We start from the raw sequence: 18,079 nt of genomic DNA on the forward strand, positions 1-18,079 counted from the left end.
TGGATTTCCGCTGGAATTCCGTTGGATGCGCGGATGCTAGGGACACTGTTCCTGCACCACAATGCGAAACCATCATTTTCTATCAGAAAGCATCAACCATGCGGCACTGCATCATTGCATTTCCATCATGAGCAGCCGCCCCACTCTCACCGCCGTGGCGGCGGCGGCCGGCGTGAGCACCGCGACGGTGGACCGGGTGCTCAACAGCCGCTTGCCGGTGCGCGAAGCAACCGCGCTGCGCGTGATCGAAGCCGCCGAGCGCATCGGCTACCACGGCGCCCACCTGATGCGCGCCCGGCTGCAGGAACGCGCCGACCGCACGGTGCGCACACTGGGTTTCTGCCTGCTGCGGCGGCACGAGGCGTTCTACCAGGTGCTCGGCCGCGAGCTGAACGCGGCCGTGGCGCGGCACCCGTCGCCGGGTGTCGCGGTGATCGAGTACATGGCCGCGGTCGAGCCGGCCGCCATCGCGCAGCAGTTGCTCGAACTGGGCCGCGAGGTCGATGCGCTGGCGGTCGTGGCGGTCGATCACCCCCATGTCACCGCGGCGATCGAGACGCTGCACGCCGCGGGCAAGCCGGTATTCACGCTGCTGTCGGACCTGAGCGCGCCGCTGCGGGCGGGGTATGTCGGCGTCGATCCGCGCAAGAGCGGGCGCACGGCAGCGTGGGCGATCAGCCGGCTGGCGAAAGCGCCGGGACCGGTGGCGGTGTTCGTCGGCAGCCACCGCTACCTGGGGCATGAGGCGTGCGAGATGAGCTTCCGGGCCTATCTGCGGGAACACGCACCGGCCTTCCGCGTGCTCGACCCGATCGTCAATCTGGAGGACGCGCAGATCGGCCACGAGGCGACGCTGGAGCTGCTGCGGCGCCACCCGGACCTGGCCGGCATCTACGAGGCGGCCGGAGGTGGCGCCAGCGGGATGATCCGCGCGCTGCGGCTGGAGCGCCCGCCCGGCCACCCGCTCGGCCACGTCGTCACCGTCTGCAACGAGTTGCACGCCGAACACCGCAACGCCTTGATCGACGGCATCGTCGATCTGGTCCTGGTCACGCCGATCGAGCGCATCGCGCAGACGGTGGTGGCCGCGGTGCACGACGCGCTCGACCGGCCCGATGCGCTGCCGCAGGCGATGCAGCGGACGTTGCCGGTGGAGGTCTGCACGCCGGAGAACATCTGATTTCTTGCCGTCACGGCACGATTGAAGACACGCCCGATCCGGTAAATTCTCATTCCCATTCACCCAAGATCCATCCGGTCATTCTGGTCATGTCTCCTGCCATGCTGATTGCAAAACCGTTCCCGCGCCTCGCCCTCGTGTCGGCTCTGCTGCTGAGCGCCTGGTCTGCCCAAGCCGCCAACGCCACCCCGCACTGGGAATACAAAGGCAAGCACAACCCCGAACACTGGGCCCACCTGGACACGTCCTTCGAGGGTTGCTCGGCCGGCAAGCGCCAGAGCCCGATCGACATCAAGGCGACGGAAAAGGTCGCGCTGCCGTCGCTGGACTTCGGCTACAGCCCGACCAAGGGCGCGGTGGTCAACAACGGCCACACCATCCAGGTGAACCTGCCGGCGGGCAATACCCTGACGGTGGGCGACCAGCGGTACGAGCTGCTGCAGTTCCACTTCCACACGCCCAGCGAAGAGGCCCTCAACGGCAAGCGCAAGCCGCTGGTCGCGCACTTCGTCCACCGCAGCGCCGCGGGCCAGCTCGGGGTCGTCGCCGTGCTGTTCGACTTCGGCAAGGCCAACGCCCTCTACGCCCCGGTCTTCGAGCACCTGCCCGCCAAGGCCGGCGAGACGATCACGGCCGATGACCTGACGCTCGACCTCGCCGCGCTGCTGCCCACCGAGAAGGGCTACTACAGCTTCGAAGGCTCGCTGACCACGCCGCCGTGCTCGGAGGACGTGAACTGGATGGTGCTGAAGCAGCCGGTGAAGCTCTCGGCGCAGCAGGTCAAGCGGTTCCGCCAGATGTTCTCGTTCAACGCGCGCCCGATCCAGCCGCTGAACGGCCGCGTGGTCAAGGAATCGCTCTGAACGAAAAAAGGCGCGCAACCCAGGCTGCGCGCCACACGCCGCCTGGCCTCGGCCGGCGGCGAATCACCACACCACTGGAGATTCAGGCGCCGCGGCGCTTGCGCTGACGGTACTGATCGACCACCACCGCCGCGACGATGATCGCGCCCTTGACCATCTCCTGGTAGTAGGCGTCGATGCGGATGAAGGTGAAGCCCGAGGTCATCACGCCGAGGATCAGCACGCCGATCACCGTGCCCGTGACCCGGCCGATGCCGCCCGACAGCGAGGTGCCGCCGATGACGACCGCGGCGATCGCGTCCAGCTCGTACATCACGCCCATGCCGGACTGGCCCGAGATGGCCCGCGCCGCCGTCACGCTGCCGGCGATGCCGCTGAGCAGACCCGCGATCGTGTAGATCCAGATCAGGTGGCGGTTGACATTGATGCCGGAGACGACAGCTGCCTGCCGGTTGGCCCCGATGGCGTAGGTGAACTTGCCGAAACGGGTGTAGCGCAGCACCACATGGAAGATCGCCGCCGCCACCAGGAAGATGAACACCGGGACCGCGCCCGAGCCGATCCAGGCGAAATTGTCGGTCAGCATCGACACCGGCATCCCGCCCGTGAACCACTTGGCGAAGCCGCGGGCGGCCACCATCGTGCCCAGCGTGGCGATGAACGGCGGGATCGCGGTGAAGGCGATCAGCGAGCCGTTGAGCAGCCCGATCAGCAGCCCGATCGTGGTGCCCGCCAGCAGCGGCCACACCATCGGCAGGTCGGTCAGGTGCGGGAAGACGGCACGCGGGAAGTCCGACACCTGCGCCAGACTCGCCGAGACGACCGCCGCCGCCGCCACCACCGAGCCTGAGGACAGGTCGATGCCGCTGGTGATGATGACCAGGTTGACGCCGATGGCAATGATGCCGATCACCGCCATCTGCAGGATGATGATCTGCAGCCGCTCCGGGTTCATCAGGAAGCTCTGGCCGTTGACCCACCAGCCCAGGGCCTCGAAGAACAGGGAAATGCCGACCAGCACCAGGAAGATGCCGAGTTCGGGCGGCCACTTGCGCTTGGCCGGCTTGAAGGTCATGGACTGCGCGCCCACCGTCGCGTTGCTTGACATCGTGTCTCCGTAGCGGAATCTGAATCGAAAGGGATGGGTTGGATCAGCTCGAAGCCAGTTCCATGATCGTGACCTGGTCGGCCTGGGCGCGGTCCACGATGCCGGTCAGGCGGCCCTCGTGCATCACCATCACCCGGTCGCTCATGCCCAGCACCTCGGGCATCTCCGACGAGATCATCAGCACCGCCACGCCCTGCCCCGCCAACTGGCTGACCAGGCGGTGGATCTCGGCCTTGGCGCCCACGTCGATGCCGCGGGTCGGCTCGTCGAGGATCAGGATCTTCGGCTTGGTCAGCAGCCAGCGGCCGATCAGCACCTTCTGCTGGTTGCCGCCCGACAGGTTCTGGATCACCTCGCTCATGCCGGGTGTCTTCACGCGCAGCGACTGGCTCATCGCTACGCAGTCGCGCTGCAGCTCGCCCTGCTGGACAAAACCGTATTTGACGTAACGCTGGCTCAGCACCGCCGACTCCAGGTTCGACAGGACGTCGAGGATCAGGAAGCAGCCGGTGTCCTTGCGGTCTTCGGTGAGGAAGGCCATGCCGTGCTGCATCGCGACAGCCGGTGTGCCGACCACCGCCTTCTGGCCGCCGATGTGGATCTCGCCTTCGGTGGCTGGCACGACGCCGAACAAGGCCTCGGCCACATTCGAGCGACCAGAGCCGACCAGTCCGGCCAGCCCCAGGATCTCGCCAGCGCGCAGGTCGAAGGTGACACCGCTGAAAATGCCGTGTACGCCCAGATTCTTCACCGACAGGACGACATCGCCGATCGGCACGGTTTCCTTGGGGAACATCTGCGTCACCTCGCGCCCGACCATCATCTTGATGATGTCGTCGCGGGTGACCTCGGTGGACAGCTTGGTGTCGATGTACTTGCCATCGCGGAACACCGACACCTCGTCGGCGATCTCGAACAGCTCGTTCATCTTGTGCGTGATGTAGACGATGCCTTTGCCCTGCGCCCGCAACTGTCGAATGATGCGGAACAGGTGCCCCACTTCGTTCTCGGTCAGCGCGGAGGTCGGCTCGTCCATGATCAGGACGTCCGAATCGAAGGACACCGCCTTGGCGATCTCCACCATCTGCCGGCTGGCGATGGAGAGGCTGCGCACCTCGGCCTCGGGGTCGATGTCGATGCCCAGCCGGTCGAACAGCGCCTGCGTCTGCTGGCGCAAGGCAGTGTGATCAACGAAGCCGAAGCGGTTGAGCGGCTCGCGGCGGATCCAGATGTTCTCCGCCACGGTCATGAAGGGCATCAGGTTGAGTTCCTGATGGATCATCGCGATGCCCTGGTTCAGCGCGTCGAGCGGGCCGTCGAGGACCAACGGCCGACCCTTCACCCGGATCTCGCCCTGGTCGGGCGTGTAGATGCCGGCAATGATCTTCATCAGCGTGGACTTGCCGGCGCCGTTCTCGCCCATCAGCGCGTGGACAGTGCCCGCGCGCAGACGGAATCGAACATTGTCCAGCGCGACCACGCCGGGGAAGGCCTTTCGGATGCCCTCGATTTCAAGCAATACAGTCTCAGACATCCTCGGGCACCTCAGCTCAGTGTTTGCTCAGTTCTTGCCCATGTACTTGCTGAGGTTCGACGGCGTCACCAGCTCGAACGGCACATTGACAAAACGCTCGACCGGCTGCTTCTTGATCAGCTTGATCGCGGCGTCGATGGCGCCCGTGCCTTGACCGGCGGCGTTCTGGAACACGGTCACCTTCAGGTCACCGGCCTTCATCGAGGCCAGCGCGTCCGGCGAAGCGTCGATGCCCGCCACCAGCGAACCCGGGGTCCACTTCTTGGCGGCCTTCAGGGCGTTGATCGCGCCGATGGCCATTTCATCGTTGTTGGCGATGATGGCGTCGAACTTCACGCCCGACGACAGCCAGTTGGTGGTGATGTCCTGGCCCTTGGTGCGGTCCCAGGCGCCTTCGCGCTTGTCCACGATCTTGATGCCCGAGCATTCCTTGGTGGCGATGACTTCCTCGATGTCCTTGGTGCGGGTGCGCGCGGCTTCGTTGGACAGCTCGCCCATCAGCACCAGCACTTCGCCCTTGCCCTTGAGCAGGCGGCAGACTTCCTGCGTCTGCACGGTGCCCGAGATCTTCTCGTCGGACGCCACGAAGGCGACACCGGCGGGCAGCTTGTCGAAGTCCACCGGCTTGCGGTTGACGTAGACCAGCGGGATCTTGGCGTCGGTCACCATCTTGGTGATCTTCGGGGTCGCGTCGGTGTCCACCGGGTTGACGATGATGGCGTCCACCTTCTGGGCGATCAGGTTCTGGATCTGGCTGAGCTGCTTGCCCACGTCGTTGCCAGCGTCTTCGACCTGCACGCTGGCGCCGGCCTTCTTGCCCGCGTCGAGCGTGCCGTTCTTCAGGATCGTCAGGAAGGTGTCGAGCTGGGCCATCGCCAGACCGATCTTCTGCGCGTGGGCCATGGGGGATGCCAGGGAACCCGCGACAGCGGCGGCAATCAGCAGTTTCTTCATGATCTCGGTCTCCTCTATGTGTAACAGACGGGGCGCCTTGGCGCCACCCAGGGTGGTTTGGTTGATCGCGCCGTGCAGCACTGCTCAACACGACGCCACTGTAGCGCCGCGGGTTAAAATTTTGGAAATAGATTTCTAAGGAAATACACCTAGGGAATTACATTTCCGAAGCCAGGTGCTGTGGTGTGAATGGGTGCGCTGGCGCACCGACCGACCAGCGGATTGGCGCCACGCTGGACCCATGGGCTCCGGCCCAACCCTCGACTCCATGGACGGACCCTCTCATGTACACCTCCCGCCACTCTGCCCACCACACGCCGCTGCTTGGTCTGGTCGCCGGAACCGTCTTCTTCCTGGCGGCCTGCACCTCCGCACCGGTGCCCAGCGACCAGATGGCGGTGTCGACCGCCGCACTGGCCAGTGCCGTCAGCGCCGGCGCCGGTGATCTCGCCCCCGCCGACCTGAAAACCGCCCGTGACAAGCTCGACCGCGCCGCCGCCGCGATGACCGCCCGGAACTATGACCTCGCCCGCGCACTGGCGATGGAGGCCGAGGCCGACGCCCGGCTGGCGGAGGTGCGCGCCCGCTCGGCCAAGGCCCAGCGGGGCGCTGACGAGGTCGACGAAGCGCGCCGCGTCCTGCGCGAAGAAATGAACCGCAAGACCCAATGAACCGGAACCGCTTGAACTGACCCCCAAAGGACAACACCATGACCCGAGCGCCCCTCCCCCGTTTCTTCCCCGTGACCCTGACCGCGCTGGCCGCCAGCGCCGCGATCACGGGCTGCAGCAATCCGCCACTGCGCAATGAACGCCTGGAGGTCGCACGCATCGAATACCGCGCCGCACAGAACAACCCGCAGGCCCGCACACTGGCCGCCGCCGAACTCCAGCAGGCCGGCGACGCGCTGGTGATGGCTGACAAGGCATGGGCCAACCGCGACAGCAGCGAGGAGGTCGACCACCTCGCTTACCTGACCCGGCAACGGGTGGCGATCGCGCAGGAGATGAGCCGCCAGAAGGTCGCCGAGCATGCCATCGCCACGGCCGACGCCGACCGCGACAAGGTGCGCCTGGCCGCACGCACCGACGAGGCCGATGCCGCCCAGCGCAGCGCCCAGATGGCCCAGCGCCAGGCGGAAGCCGAACGGCAGAACGCCGAACTCGCCCAGCGCAAGGCCCAGTCCGCCGAGCGCGACACCCGCACCGCCCAGCAGCAGGCCAGCGAGTCGCAGGCGCGCACGACGGCGCTCGAAGTCCAGATCAACGCGCTGAACGCGAAGAAGACCGACCGCGGCCTGGTGATCACGCTTGGCGACGTGCTGTTCGACAACAACCGGGCGCAGCTCAAGCCGGGCGGCACGCGCAGCGTCGAGAAGCTCGCCGGCTTCCTCAAGCAATACCCGCAGCGCAAGGTGCTGGTCGAAGGCTTCACCGACAGCGTCGGCAGTGACAGCGCCAACGAAGCGCTCTCGACCCGCCGGGCCGACGCCGTGCGTGGTGCGATGGTCGACATGGGCGTGGCCGACGCGCAGATCAGCACCCACGGCCACGGCGAGGCCTATCCGGTGGCGAGCAACACCAGCGCGGCCGGGCGCCAGTTCAACCGGCGGGTGGAGATCGTCCTGTCGGACGACAGCGGGAACATCCCGCCGCGGTGATCCCCGCGGGCGGCGCGGCTCACACCGCGTCCACCAGCCAGGGCACCACGAAGCGGTTGTCCATCGGCAGCCCGACCCACTCCAGCCGCTCGCCGGGACGCAGCAAGCGATCTCCGGGCTGGAGCACCACGTCGGCCGCCCTCGCCCGCACCAGCAGGAAGCGCAGCGTGCGCCCCTCGCGTCGCAGGGTCAGCTCGGCCTTCGGCCAGTCCGACGGCAGGCAGGGTGTGCAGCACAGGTCGGTCGCACCCAGGTGCAGACCGAACATCGACTCGATCGCCGCCCGGTGCAGCCACGCCGCCGCGCCGGTGTACCAGCTCCAGCCACCACGACCGACATAGGGCGGCTGGCTGTAGACATCGCCGGCCATCACATAGGGTTCGAGGCCATACACGGCACCGCGGGTCGGGTGGCTCGACCGGTGCGCGGGGCTGAGATAGGTGAAATAGCGGTAGACCGTGTCGCCTGCGCTGGCGGCGCCGGTGACCGGCTGGCGCGGATGCTGGGCCTGCGCCTCGGCCATCAGCGCCCAGACGCCCGCGTGCGCATACTGGCCGCCGTTCTCGCGCACACCCGGCGGATAGGCCTGGATGTACCCCGCGCTCGGCTCGGCGTGGACGAGCGGCGGGTCCAGCAACCGGACCAGTCCCGCGTCGTGGTCGACGAGGTGGGTTTCCACCGCCGCCAGCGCCAGGTGCTGCCAGGTCGGCGGGGCCACCGTCGACAAGACCGCCCACGCCTGTGCGATCAGGTCGATCTTCGCCTCGGGATTGGCCTGCGAGCCGAGCGCCTGTCCATCATCGAAGAAGGCGCGCTTGAACCACTGCCCATCCCACGCCGGGCCGAGCAGCGCCAGTGTCCAGCCCTGCGCGGCGTGCTCCCAGCGCCGGGTGCGGTCCCCGTCACCGCGGGCGTGCGCCAGCGGTGCGAAATCCGCCACCAGCTTGCACAGGAACCAGCCCAGCCAGACCGACTCGCCGCGGCCGCCAATGCCGACGCGGTTCATGCCGTCGTTCCAGTCGCCGCTGCCCATCAGCGGCAGGCCGTGGGCGCCCACGCGCAGGCTGCGGTCGATGGTGCGGGCGGCATGTTCGTAGACCGTGGCGGTCTCGTCGCTGAGGGTCGGCGTGTAGTACGCGTCCTCGGCGCCGTCGGGGATCGGCGCTCCGGCGAGGAAGGCCACCGGCTCGTCGAGCAGGGTCGTGTCCCCCGTCGCATGCAGGTAGCGGACGCAGGCGTGCGGCAGCCACAGCAGGTCGTCGGAAAAATGCGTGCGCACCCCGGCCCCCTGCGGGGCGTGCCACCAGTGCTGCACGTCGCCCTCGACAAACTGCCGCGACGCGCACAGCACGATCTGGTCGCGCAGCATCTGCGGCGCCGCCCAGGCCAGCGCCATCGCATCCTGCAACTGGTCGCGGAAGCCCGTGGCACCGCCCGCCTGGTAGAAGCCCGCCTTGGCCCACAGGCGGCACGACACCGTCTGGTAGAGCAGCCAGCGGTTGACCATCGCGTCGAACAGCGGGTCGGGCGTCTGCACCGCCGTGGCGCCAAGCAGGTGGTCCCAGTGCTGGCGCACCTCGTCCACCCGCTGCGCCGCCGACTTGGTGGCCGCCACGGTGGCGATGCGCCGCGCCGCGCCAGGGCTTTCCGCATAGCCAAGCAGAAACACCCGCTCCCCCTGCTCCCCGCCGGCCAGCGTCAACCGGCTCGACAGCGCCGCGCAGGGATCGAAGCCGATGCCCTGCTGCCGACTGAAGTGGTCGGGCAGCACCGGGCATCCACGGGCATCGAACCACTCACGCCGGTCGCAGGTCCAGTCTTCGCCCTCGTCGTCGATGTCCGGGCCGGCCAGCGCGAGGAAGGCCGTGCCGTTGCCGAAACCACCGGCGCGTTCGCGCTGCGTCGCCAGCAGCGCGGTGAGGCGCTGGCCCGGCAGGCGTTGGCGGTGCTGCGCGGTGTGGACGGTGCTGCGGTCGGTGCGGTTCGCCCCCATCAGCCACTCGGCCACGCCGATCACGCGCAGGTGCAGCGTGCGCGGGCCGTGGTTGACCAGGTGCAACCGGACCTGCTTGACCGCCGTGCCCGCATCGACGCACCAGGCTGCGGTCACCGCCAGATCGCCGCGCTGGTGGCGAATGACGCTCAGGCCCTGGCCGTGCGCGATGCGGTAATCGCCGCCGTCCTCGCCTGCCGCTCCCCAGGCCGAAGGCGAGACGCTCCAGACCTGCAGCGTCTTGCGGTCCTGCAGCAGGAACCACTCCGAAGGCGGATCGGCCACCGGGTCGTTGGACCAGGCGGTGAGCTGGTTCATGCGGCTGTTCACGGCCCAGGTGTAGCCCCCGCCCGCCTCGGACACCTGCGCGCCAAACGCAGCGTTGGAGAGCACGTTGATCCACGGCCGCGCCGGCCGACGCGCCGCACTGACGGGAAAGCGGAAGTCGCCCGAGACGGCGTCGAACACGCCCTGCGTGGTCGCCACCTGCCCGGGCACGTCACTGGTCGCCACCACGGCGGTCGACACCTCCTGGCGCGATGCGAGCGCTTGCTCGTGCCAGGCGCTCCAGGTCTGCACGTGGTGCAACAGCGGCCGGCCGTCACCGTGAAAACGCACCCGAGCCAGCGTTTTCAGCGTGGACAGCTCGTCCGCGCTCAGCTCCTCGGCGCGCAGCGCGTGCAGCGCCGTAGTGGCCGCACCGGCCAGGCGGCGCTCCGCCGCGCTGTCCGCGGCGTGGCGTTCGCGCAAGGTCTGGATCTCGCGCTGCAGGGGCATCAGGTAGGACGCCGGCTCCGCGTTCACCACCACCAGGTCGCAGGCCACCTCGCCCCATGACCACAGCCGCAGCGCCTGCGCCAGCGAGCGCAGCAGCCCCAGGTCCTGCACCACGCCGACCTGCACCAGCACCAGCGGCCGCTCGCCCGACAGGCCGAAGCGCCACAGCAGGCGACGGTCGCAGACGCCGAGATCTTCCAGCGCAACCATCCGTGTCGGCGTGCGGGTCAGGCTGAACAGCAGCGCGGTGGACAGGAGCTGCACTGCGGCAAAGTTCTCCGGGCTGATGCGCAGCGCGCGCAGCCGGATGCCAGTCAGCGTCGCCGACATCAGCGAGGCGCGCTTGACGTGGCTGGGCTGGCGGTACTTGTCGATCACCGCGTGCAGCGTGCCGCCGTTGTCGGACGCGGCGGTGGCGAAGGTGAGCTGCGACACCGAGTGCGGCGCCAGCCGCAGCCGCACCGCCAGCGCACAGACGGGGTCGAGCCCGGTGCCAAGCCGCACACGCTCGTCGCCCGTGCCCGCTGGCGCGGCGTCGAACGCCGCCAGCGGATCGCCGACTGCCCGGTTGCGGCCGAGCCAGCGCTGGCGGTCGGTCTGCAGGCGCACTTCAGTGATCTGCGGATCGGCGTCGGCGAGGAAGTGCGCCGCCTGCAGGCCGTGTTCGGTCGGCAGCCGGGGCTGGCGGGCGAACACCAGCGCCTGCTGCGAGGCCTGCCACTCGGCACGCACGAACAGGTTGGTGAAGGCCGGGTGCGCCTCGTCGGCCCGCGCATCGGACAGCGTGATGTCGAAGGCCGAGAGCAGCTCGATGTCGATCGTCCGGTCGCTCAGGTTGTGCAGCGCGATCTGGCGGAACTCGATGTCGTCCTCCGGGCTGACCCAGACGGTGGTGTGCGCCTGCAACTCGGGCCAGTGGGCGTCCAGGCAGACACGGTCGGCGTGGAAGGTGCTGTGGTAGTGCGCGGCAGGGTCGGGCGCGGGGTGCTGGGTGATGGACACCGGGGTCGGCTGGCGGTCCCAGCGCAGGTAGAAGAAGCTGCCGAAGGCGTCGCGCAGCGCGTCGTCGCGCCAGCGGGTGATGCCGGTGGCGCCCCAGCGGCTCCAGCCGGCGCCGTTGGCGCGCAGCGAGACGTTGTAGCGGCCGTTCGAGAGCACGTGCGTCGGCTCGACCGCAGCCACGCCCGGCACCACCTCGCGCAGCAGCCCCGGCGCGCGGCGCTGCAGCGTCTGCAGGGGCGGCCCGGCCAGCGGCGCAAGCAGCACCGACACCGCGCGCGGCGCGCGTTCGTGCAGCAGCGAATCGACCGCTTCGATGTGCGGATTCGCCATGCCCCAGCGTTGCGCGACCCCGCCCAGCAGCACATTGGCCAGCGCCACGAGGGTCATGCCCTGGTGGTGGGCCATGAAGGTGCTGACGGGCGTGAAGGTTTCGCCGTCGACCTGGCGGGCGGCCGAGAAGTCGAGCGCCTCCAGAAAGCCGTACGGCCCGCGCGCACCCAGCGCCTCCAGCGCCGTGAAATTCGCCGCAGCCCGCCTCGGCGCGATCAGGGCCGCCAGCGCGGTCGCGTAGGGCGCGATCACCAGCTCGCCCGGCGGCGTGCGGCGCAGCGCCAGCCGCGGCACGCCCTGTGGCGCGTACTGGTAGGCCAGCGTGTGGTCACGCCCGGCGTAGGCCGATTCCGAAATGCCCCAGGGCACGCCCCGCTCGGTGGCAAAGTCGATCTGTTCGCGCAGCGCGGCGTGGCAGGCCTCGCGCAGCACGCTGCCATGTGGCTCGTCGAGGACGAGGCTGGGCATCAGGTACTCGAACATCGAGCCGGACCATGAGCGCAGCCCCGCATGGGCGCCGACGGCATAGAACGGTCGGCCGAGCGCCGACCAGTGGCGCACCGGCACGTCGCCCTTGGCGATGGCCAGCAGGCTGGTCAGGCGCGACTCGGAGGCCAGCAGGTCGTAGAACCCGGCGTCGAGCTGCTGCTCGGCGACGCGGTAGCCGATGTGCAGCAGGTGGCGCTTGCGGTGGTAAAGGAAGCTGAAATCGGCGTCCCACGCGAGCTGTTCGCAGGCCGAGGCCAGTGCGCGCAGGCGCAGCACGGCCTCGGTGGTGTCGCCCTCGTCGGCCGCCACGGGCGCCTCGGCCAGCGCCAGGCAGGCCTGTGCGACCGCGAGCAGGTGCCCGCTGAGGTTGCCGCTGTCCACGGTGGAGACGTAGCGCGGCAGCAGCGGCGTGCCGGTCTGCGTGTCGTACCAGTTGAGAAAGTGCCCGCGGTGGCGCTCCAGCGTGGCGAGTGTGGCCAGCGTTGCCTCCAGACGCGTCACCAGTTCGGGCGTGCCGATCCAGCCGAAGGCACGCGCACAGGCGGCACTGAGCAGGTACAGGCCGATGTTGGTCGGCGAGGTGCGGTGCGCGACCAGATCGTTCGGCAGGGTCTGCAGGTTGTCGGGCGGCAGGAAGCGGTCTTCCGGGCCGATGACCCGCTCGAACAGCCGCCAGGTATCGCGGGCGATGGCCTCCAGACGGACCTGCTCGGGCCGCGGCAGCTCGGCGTCCTTGCGCGCCGGACGCGGTCGGCTGACCCACCAGGTGGTCAGCGGCGACGCCGCCCACAGCAGGCACAGCACCACGGACAGGGCCGGATGCGGCGTGCCGACCGCCAGCAAGACACCGAGCAGCGCCAGCGCCACCAGCGGCTCCGAGGCATGGCCGCGCGCCACCACCCGCAGATGCACCGACGCGGCGGCCTGCGCCGTGGCCGCGGTGGTCCACTGCAGCAGGTGCCGCCGGCTGACCAGCATCCGGTACAGCGCCCGCGCGATCGCGTCCACCGCCATCAGCGCCAATTGCAGCAGTTGCGCCAGATGGAACAGCCCGCCGCCCAGCGCACGGCCCACGTCGCGTGCCGCGGCGCGGAAAAAGTAGCCCCGGGCGATATCCTCGCGGCCCGGCAGGAAGCCGGCGACTGCGCCCATCGTCGGCCCGGCCGAAAACGCGGCCAGCACCAGCCCCAGCGCCACCCACGGCGACACCCCTGCCCCGCTCAGCGACAGCAGCACCAGCCCCAGCGACATGGGCGCCACCAGCGAGCGGCGCAGGTTGTCGAACAGCTTCCAGCCGTTCACCGCACGCAGCCCGTAGCGGCGCGGCTGCAGCAGGAAGGGCAGCAACTGCCAGTCGCCGCGGGTCCAGCGGTGCACGCGCGAGGCGGCCACATCGGCGTGGAACGGTGCGTCCTCGACCAGCGCGATGTCGGTCACCGCAGCGCAGCGGACCATCGAGCCTTCGAGCAGGTCGTGGCTCAGCACCCGGCCTTCGGGCAGGCGGCCGGCCAGCACGGCATGCATCGCCTGCACGTTCAGCAGGCCCTTGCCGGTGAAGGTGCCTTCACCGAAGAGGTCCTGGTAGACCTCGGAACTGGCGGCGCTGTAGGGATCGATGCCGCACTGGCCGGCGAACAGCCAGTGGTAGACGGTGACGTCCTTCGGCGCAGGCAGCGGCGTGACGATGCGCGGCTGCAGGATGCCGTAGCCACTGAGGACGGCGCGGCCAGTGGCGTCGAAGCGCGGCTGGTTGTGCGGATGCGCCGCCACGCCAACCAGCTCCCGCAGCCGGCCGGGCGGCAGGCGGGTGTCGCTGTCGAGCGTGACGAGGTAGCGCGTACCCGGCGCAAGGCGCGACTCCGCGCCCAGGTCCAGGAACGGGCCGGACGCGGACGCGGACGGCGCGCAGGCGTTGACCACCTCGACCAGCTGCTCCAGCTTGCCACGCTTGCGCTCCCAGCCGATCCAGCGCTGCTCGGTGGGGCTGAAGGTGCGTGCGCGGTGCAGCACGAGGAAGCGCGGCGCGGGAGCCGCAGGGTCCGCAACGGCATCCGGAGGATGGCGGGCATTGAGCGCGCGGATCTGCTGGACGGCGTCGTCCAGCAGTGCCGCGTCCGCAGCGCACTGCGCCGTGTCGGCGTCGGCCCAGTCGGTCAGCAGCGCGAACTGCGTGTGGCGCTCGGGGTTGGCGAGGTAGTGCAACTGCAGCCGGTGCACCAGCGCGCGGGTCGCCACCGCGTCGGTGAGCATGCCCGGGATCACCACCAGGACGCGGTGCTCGGCCGGGATGCCCTCGGCCAGCGCCAGCCGGGGCAGGTGCTGCGGCCGGGCCGACTCGCTGATGAGCCGGTTGATGACCGCCACCACCGCCTCGGACACCGGAAACAGCATCAGCACGACCCCCAGCACGCCGCCAAGCCGGCTCCAGTCGCTGAGCGCCTCGACGCCGTGGCGCCGCATCAGCCACGCGATCACCCCGCCGGTCCCCACCAGCAGCGCGCCCAGGTAGACCGGCAACGCCAGCCGGCGCGCGGCGGCCCGGCAGACCAGCGCCACACGCTCGTGCAGCCCGAGCGCGGCCAGCAGCGCCGGCCGGCCTGCACCGAACAGCCAGTGGCTGGCGACGGCAGCCGGGTCATCGGCGCCGGTGGCCGTGTGCATCTGCTCCAGCAGCGTGTTGGCGACCGCGGCCTCGCTGCGGCCGCAGCGCCGGGCGAGCAGCTCGACGCCGTGCAGCGTCTGGTCGCGGGTGATCGCCTGTTCGGCGGCGAACACGGGCGAGGCCAGCATGCGCTGCATCAGTGCGCTGGTGCGGCTGACGATGTCGGACCAGTCGGCATCGCCAATGGCGCGCAGGGCCGTGACGGCGTTGCTGACGCTCAGGTTGTCGGCCGCCTGGTCGGCACGCTGCTGGGTCTGCAGCGCGGCCAGATCGGGCAGTGCGGCGTGCAGCCAGGCGAGCACCCGGGCCTGCGCGTCGGTCGCTTCGCTGGCCCAGCGGTCCTGCAGCCGCATGGCCATCTGGGCCAGGAACACCGGCCCGACACCCCGCTGCGTCAGCACCTCCAGCAAGCGGCCCAGGTCCTCCAGCGGGCAGGTGTCGATGCGGTCACAGCACAGGTTGGCCACCTCCCGGGCGGCCTTGTTGGTGGCCACCCGCTCGGCCAGTCGACGCAGGTTCTCGATCAGCACCACGCGCAGCGTCGTCGGCAGCGCCCACAGCTCGCTCAGGTTCAGCTCGCGTGCCTCCTGGTAGGCACACAGGAACTGCACCAGCAGGTCGTCATCGAAGGCACCGTCCGTGTGGGCGACAAACGCCCACGCGACGCTGTAGATGCGCGGCAGCCCGGCCAGTGGCTCGTCCACCAGCACCGGCAAGGCGCGGAAATAGCGCCGCGGCAGGCCGTCGTGGATCTCCTTGAGCTGCGCCTCGATCAGGTGAAAGTTGTCGAGCAGCCATTCGGCGGCCGGGCTGATGTCGTAGCCGGTGGCCGCCTGCACGCCGATGTAGCGGTGGGCGTGGCGCAGCGCGTCGATGTTGCTGCGCAGGCGCGGAAAGAAGGTCTGCGCGTGGGAATGCGCGCGCTCGGCACGGTGGGTCTCGCCCAGACTGCGGCCATGCTGCGCGAAGCGCTGCGGGCCGAAAATCTCGGCGCGGATCGGCGGCTGCACCGCGTCCGATGAAGCGCCGAGGATGTCCTGGAGTGCCGGCGAAGCGTCCGGGACCAGGCGCAGCAGTTCCTGTGGCGCCATGCCTTACAGGACCAGCCAGACCGCCACGACCAGCGCCACCACACCCAGCGCCGTGGTCACCAAGTGCGAGGCCACGAAGCCGTGCACCACCTCGGCGCGGCAGCGCGCGGCAAACAGCCGCCCCCGCAGGCCGCGGCACAGGTCCAGGTGGTCACCCAGGGCCGACAGCTCCATCGGCGAGGTGTCGGCGGTCTCGCCGAACGAGGCGGTGCTCCAGTGCGGGCCGGATTGGAAGGGTGTGCTCATGAGACGCTCCGAAACAGGCAAAACAGGGTGAGAGCCGATGGTGCGGCCCGCCCCGGGGCGTGTCTGTCAGACGAGGCGCCGACCCGCGAAGGACAAGGCGCCGAGCCAGCCGGGGCAGGAGCGCCGGTGGGTGGCACCTTGGAAATGGAAATACATTTCTAAGGAAATACACCTAGGGAATTTCATTTCCGAACCTCCTAGACTCGACGCCAACCTACGCACACGCCCGCCCGGGCCGGATCCTCCGATGAGCACCTTGAATTTCCCCTCCGGTCGCCGCATCGACCTGGCCTGTCTGGGTCGGGTTGCGGTCGATTTCTATGCGCAGCAGTTCGGCAGTCGCCTGGAAGACGCCCGCAGCATGGCGATGTACCTCGGTGGATCCTCCGGCAACCTGGCCTTCGGCGTGGCCCGGCTCGGGCTGCGCAGCGCGATGATTTCGCGGGTTGGCAATGAGCAGATCGGGAACTTCCTGCGTGAATCGCTGCAGCGCGAGGGCTGCGACGTGAGCCAGCTCCAGACCGACCCCGAGCGCCTCACCGCCCTCGTGCTGCTCGGCCTGAAGGACCGCGACACCTTCCCGCTGCTGTTCGTGCGCGAGAACTGCGCCGACATGGCGATCCGCGCCGACGAGATTTCCGAAGACTTTGTCGCCGGCTGCCGCGCCCTGGCCATCACCGGCACACACCTGTCCACGCCCACCACCCGCGAAGCCGCCCTCACCGCGCTGAGCTTCGCCAAGCGGCACGGGGCGATGCGCGTGCTCGACATCGACTACCGCCCGGTGCTGTGGGGCCTGACCAGCCGCGGCGCGGGCGAGAACCGCTTCGTGGACGACGCCAACGTGACGCGCCAGCTCCAGCAGGTGCTCGGCGAGTTCGACCTGCTGGTCGGCACCGAGGAAGAGTTCTTCATCGCGGGCGGCCACCCGGACGACCTGATGGCGTCGCTGCGGGCCGTGCGCGAAGTGTCGAGCGCGCAACTGGTGGTCAAGCGCGGCGCGGCCGGCTGCTGCGTCATCGAAGGCCCGATTCCCGCGGCGATCGAGGACGCGCCGACCTTCCGCGGCGAGCGGGTCGAGGTGCTGAACGTGCTGGGCGCAGGCGATGCCTTCCTGTCGGGCCTGATGACCGGGCTGCTGCAGGGCAAGGACTGGGCTGGCGCCACCCGCATGGCCAACGCCTGCGGTGCCATCGTCGTCTCGCGCCACGCCTGTTCGGCCGCAATGCCGACGCCGGCGGAGCTGGAGCACTGGTTCAGCGGCAGCCGCAATCCCAAGGTCGATGCGGATGCCCAACTGGCGCACCTGCACCGCGTCACCGCCCCCGCCCGCCCGGTGTGGAGCGAGCTGTGCGTGATGGCCTTCGACCACCGCAGCCAGTTCTACGACCTCGCCCGCGAAGCGGGCGCCGAGGAAAGCCGCATCCCCGCGCTCAAGAAGCTGCTGGTGCGCGCCGCCGAGCAGGTCGAGCGCAGCCACCAGTTGCAGGGCCACGTCGGCGTGCTGATCGACGGCGGCGATTACGGCCGCGACGCGCTGGCGAGTGCCACGGGGCGTGGCTGGTGGGTCGGGCGGCCAGTGGAGCTGCCGGGTTCGCGCCCGCTGCGCTTCGACGGCACGCGCTCGGTCGGCACGTCGCTGATCCACTGGCCGACCGAACAGGTGGTCAAGTGCCTCGTGCATTACCACCCGGACGACACCCCCGCGCTGCGCGTGGCGCAGGAGCAGACCGTGCTCGAACTCTGGGAAGCCACCCGCGAGAGCGGCAACGAGCTGCTGCTGGAAATCATCCCGCCGAAGGCCATGACGCCGGCTGGCACCGAAGACGACGCCGTGCTGCGCGCCGTCAAGCGCTTCTACAACCTGGGCGTCAAGCCCGAATGGTGGAAGCTCGCCTCGATGAGCGCAGACGGCTGGACGCAGCTCGCCGCGCTGGTGGCCGAGCGCGACCCGCACTGCCGCGGTGCCGTGATCCTCGGCCTGAACCAGCCGCTGCAATACCTCGCCGACAGCTTCGTCCACGCCACCAACCCGATCGTCAAGGGCTTCATGGTCGGCCGCACGCTGTGGGTGGACGCCTCGCTGCAGTGGTTCAAGGGCGAACTCGGTGACGACGCCTTCATCGACACCGTGGCGCAGAATTTCGCCACCCTCGTGGACGCCTGGAAGCGCCGCAAGGCCGCCTGAAC

At 69.4% G+C, this 18,079-nt stretch carries 10 protein-coding genes; 5 read left to right on the forward strand and 5 right to left on the reverse strand.

Annotation, left to right across the window (positions count from 1 at the left end):
- Positions 1-127 precede the first annotated feature (127 nt).
- Positions 128-1,180 (forward strand): LacI family DNA-binding transcriptional regulator, encoded by a 1,053-nt coding sequence (locus tag RMP06_RS13495; protein WP_310462298.1) that lies wholly within the window; start codon positions 128-130, stop codon positions 1,178-1,180.
- A 101-nt stretch (positions 1,181-1,281) separates the two neighbouring features.
- Positions 1,282-2,043: a carbonic anhydrase gene (locus RMP06_RS13500; protein WP_310462299.1), complete on the forward strand. Its 762-nt coding sequence runs from the start codon at positions 1,282-1,284 to the stop codon at positions 2,041-2,043.
- An 82-nt stretch (positions 2,044-2,125) separates the two neighbouring features.
- On the opposite strand, the gene RMP06_RS13505 is transcribed toward RMP06_RS13500, so the two are convergent.
- From RMP06_RS13505 to RMP06_RS13515, 3 genes are read right to left on the reverse strand one after another with little or no spacing between them, the layout of a single operon-like run.
- Positions 2,126-3,151, reverse strand: coding sequence for an ABC transporter permease (locus tag RMP06_RS13505; RefSeq protein WP_310462300.1), 1,026 nt, complete (start codon positions 3,149-3,151; stop codon positions 2,126-2,128).
- Positions 3,152-3,194: 43 nt separating this feature from the next.
- A complete protein-coding gene (locus RMP06_RS13510; protein WP_310462301.1) occupies positions 3,195-4,685 on the reverse strand; it encodes a sugar ABC transporter ATP-binding protein in 1,491 nt (496 codons plus the stop codon).
- A gap of 27 nt (positions 4,686-4,712) precedes the next feature.
- A complete protein-coding gene (locus tag RMP06_RS13515) occupies positions 4,713-5,639 on the reverse strand; it encodes a sugar ABC transporter substrate-binding protein (protein WP_310462302.1) in 927 nt (308 codons plus the stop codon).
- Between the two features lie 284 nt (positions 5,640-5,923).
- On the opposite strand from RMP06_RS13515, the gene RMP06_RS13520 reads away from it, so the two are divergent.
- Positions 5,924-6,310, forward strand: a complete 387-nt coding sequence (locus RMP06_RS13520; protein WP_310462303.1) for a DUF4398 domain-containing protein — start codon at positions 5,924-5,926, stop codon at positions 6,308-6,310.
- A gap of 38 nt (positions 6,311-6,348) precedes the next feature.
- Positions 6,349-7,299: an OmpA family protein gene (locus RMP06_RS13525; protein WP_310462304.1), complete on the forward strand. Its 951-nt coding sequence runs from the start codon at positions 6,349-6,351 to the stop codon at positions 7,297-7,299.
- Between the two features lie 19 nt (positions 7,300-7,318).
- Here the strand turns inward: RMP06_RS13525 and RMP06_RS13530 are convergent, their stop codons facing one another.
- On the reverse strand, positions 7,319-15,643 hold the full coding sequence (locus RMP06_RS13530; protein WP_310462305.1) for a GH36-type glycosyl hydrolase domain-containing protein: 8,325 nt from the start codon (positions 15,641-15,643) through the stop codon (positions 7,319-7,321).
- Positions 15,644-15,646: 3 nt separating this feature from the next.
- Positions 15,647-15,889 (reverse strand): hypothetical protein, encoded by a 243-nt coding sequence (locus tag RMP06_RS13535; protein ID WP_310462306.1) that lies wholly within the window; start codon positions 15,887-15,889, stop codon positions 15,647-15,649.
- A gap of 247 nt (positions 15,890-16,136) precedes the next feature.
- On the opposite strand from RMP06_RS13535, the gene RMP06_RS13540 reads away from it, so the two are divergent.
- A complete protein-coding gene (locus RMP06_RS13540) occupies positions 16,137-18,077 on the forward strand; it encodes a bifunctional 5-dehydro-2-deoxygluconokinase/5-dehydro-2-deoxyphosphogluconate aldolase (protein WP_310462307.1) in 1,941 nt (646 codons plus the stop codon).
- Positions 18,078-18,079: the final 2 nt, after the last annotated feature.

The organism is Sphaerotilus sp. (assembly GCF_031429695.1).
Lineage (GTDB): Bacteria > Pseudomonadota > Gammaproteobacteria > Burkholderiales > Burkholderiaceae_C > Sphaerotilus.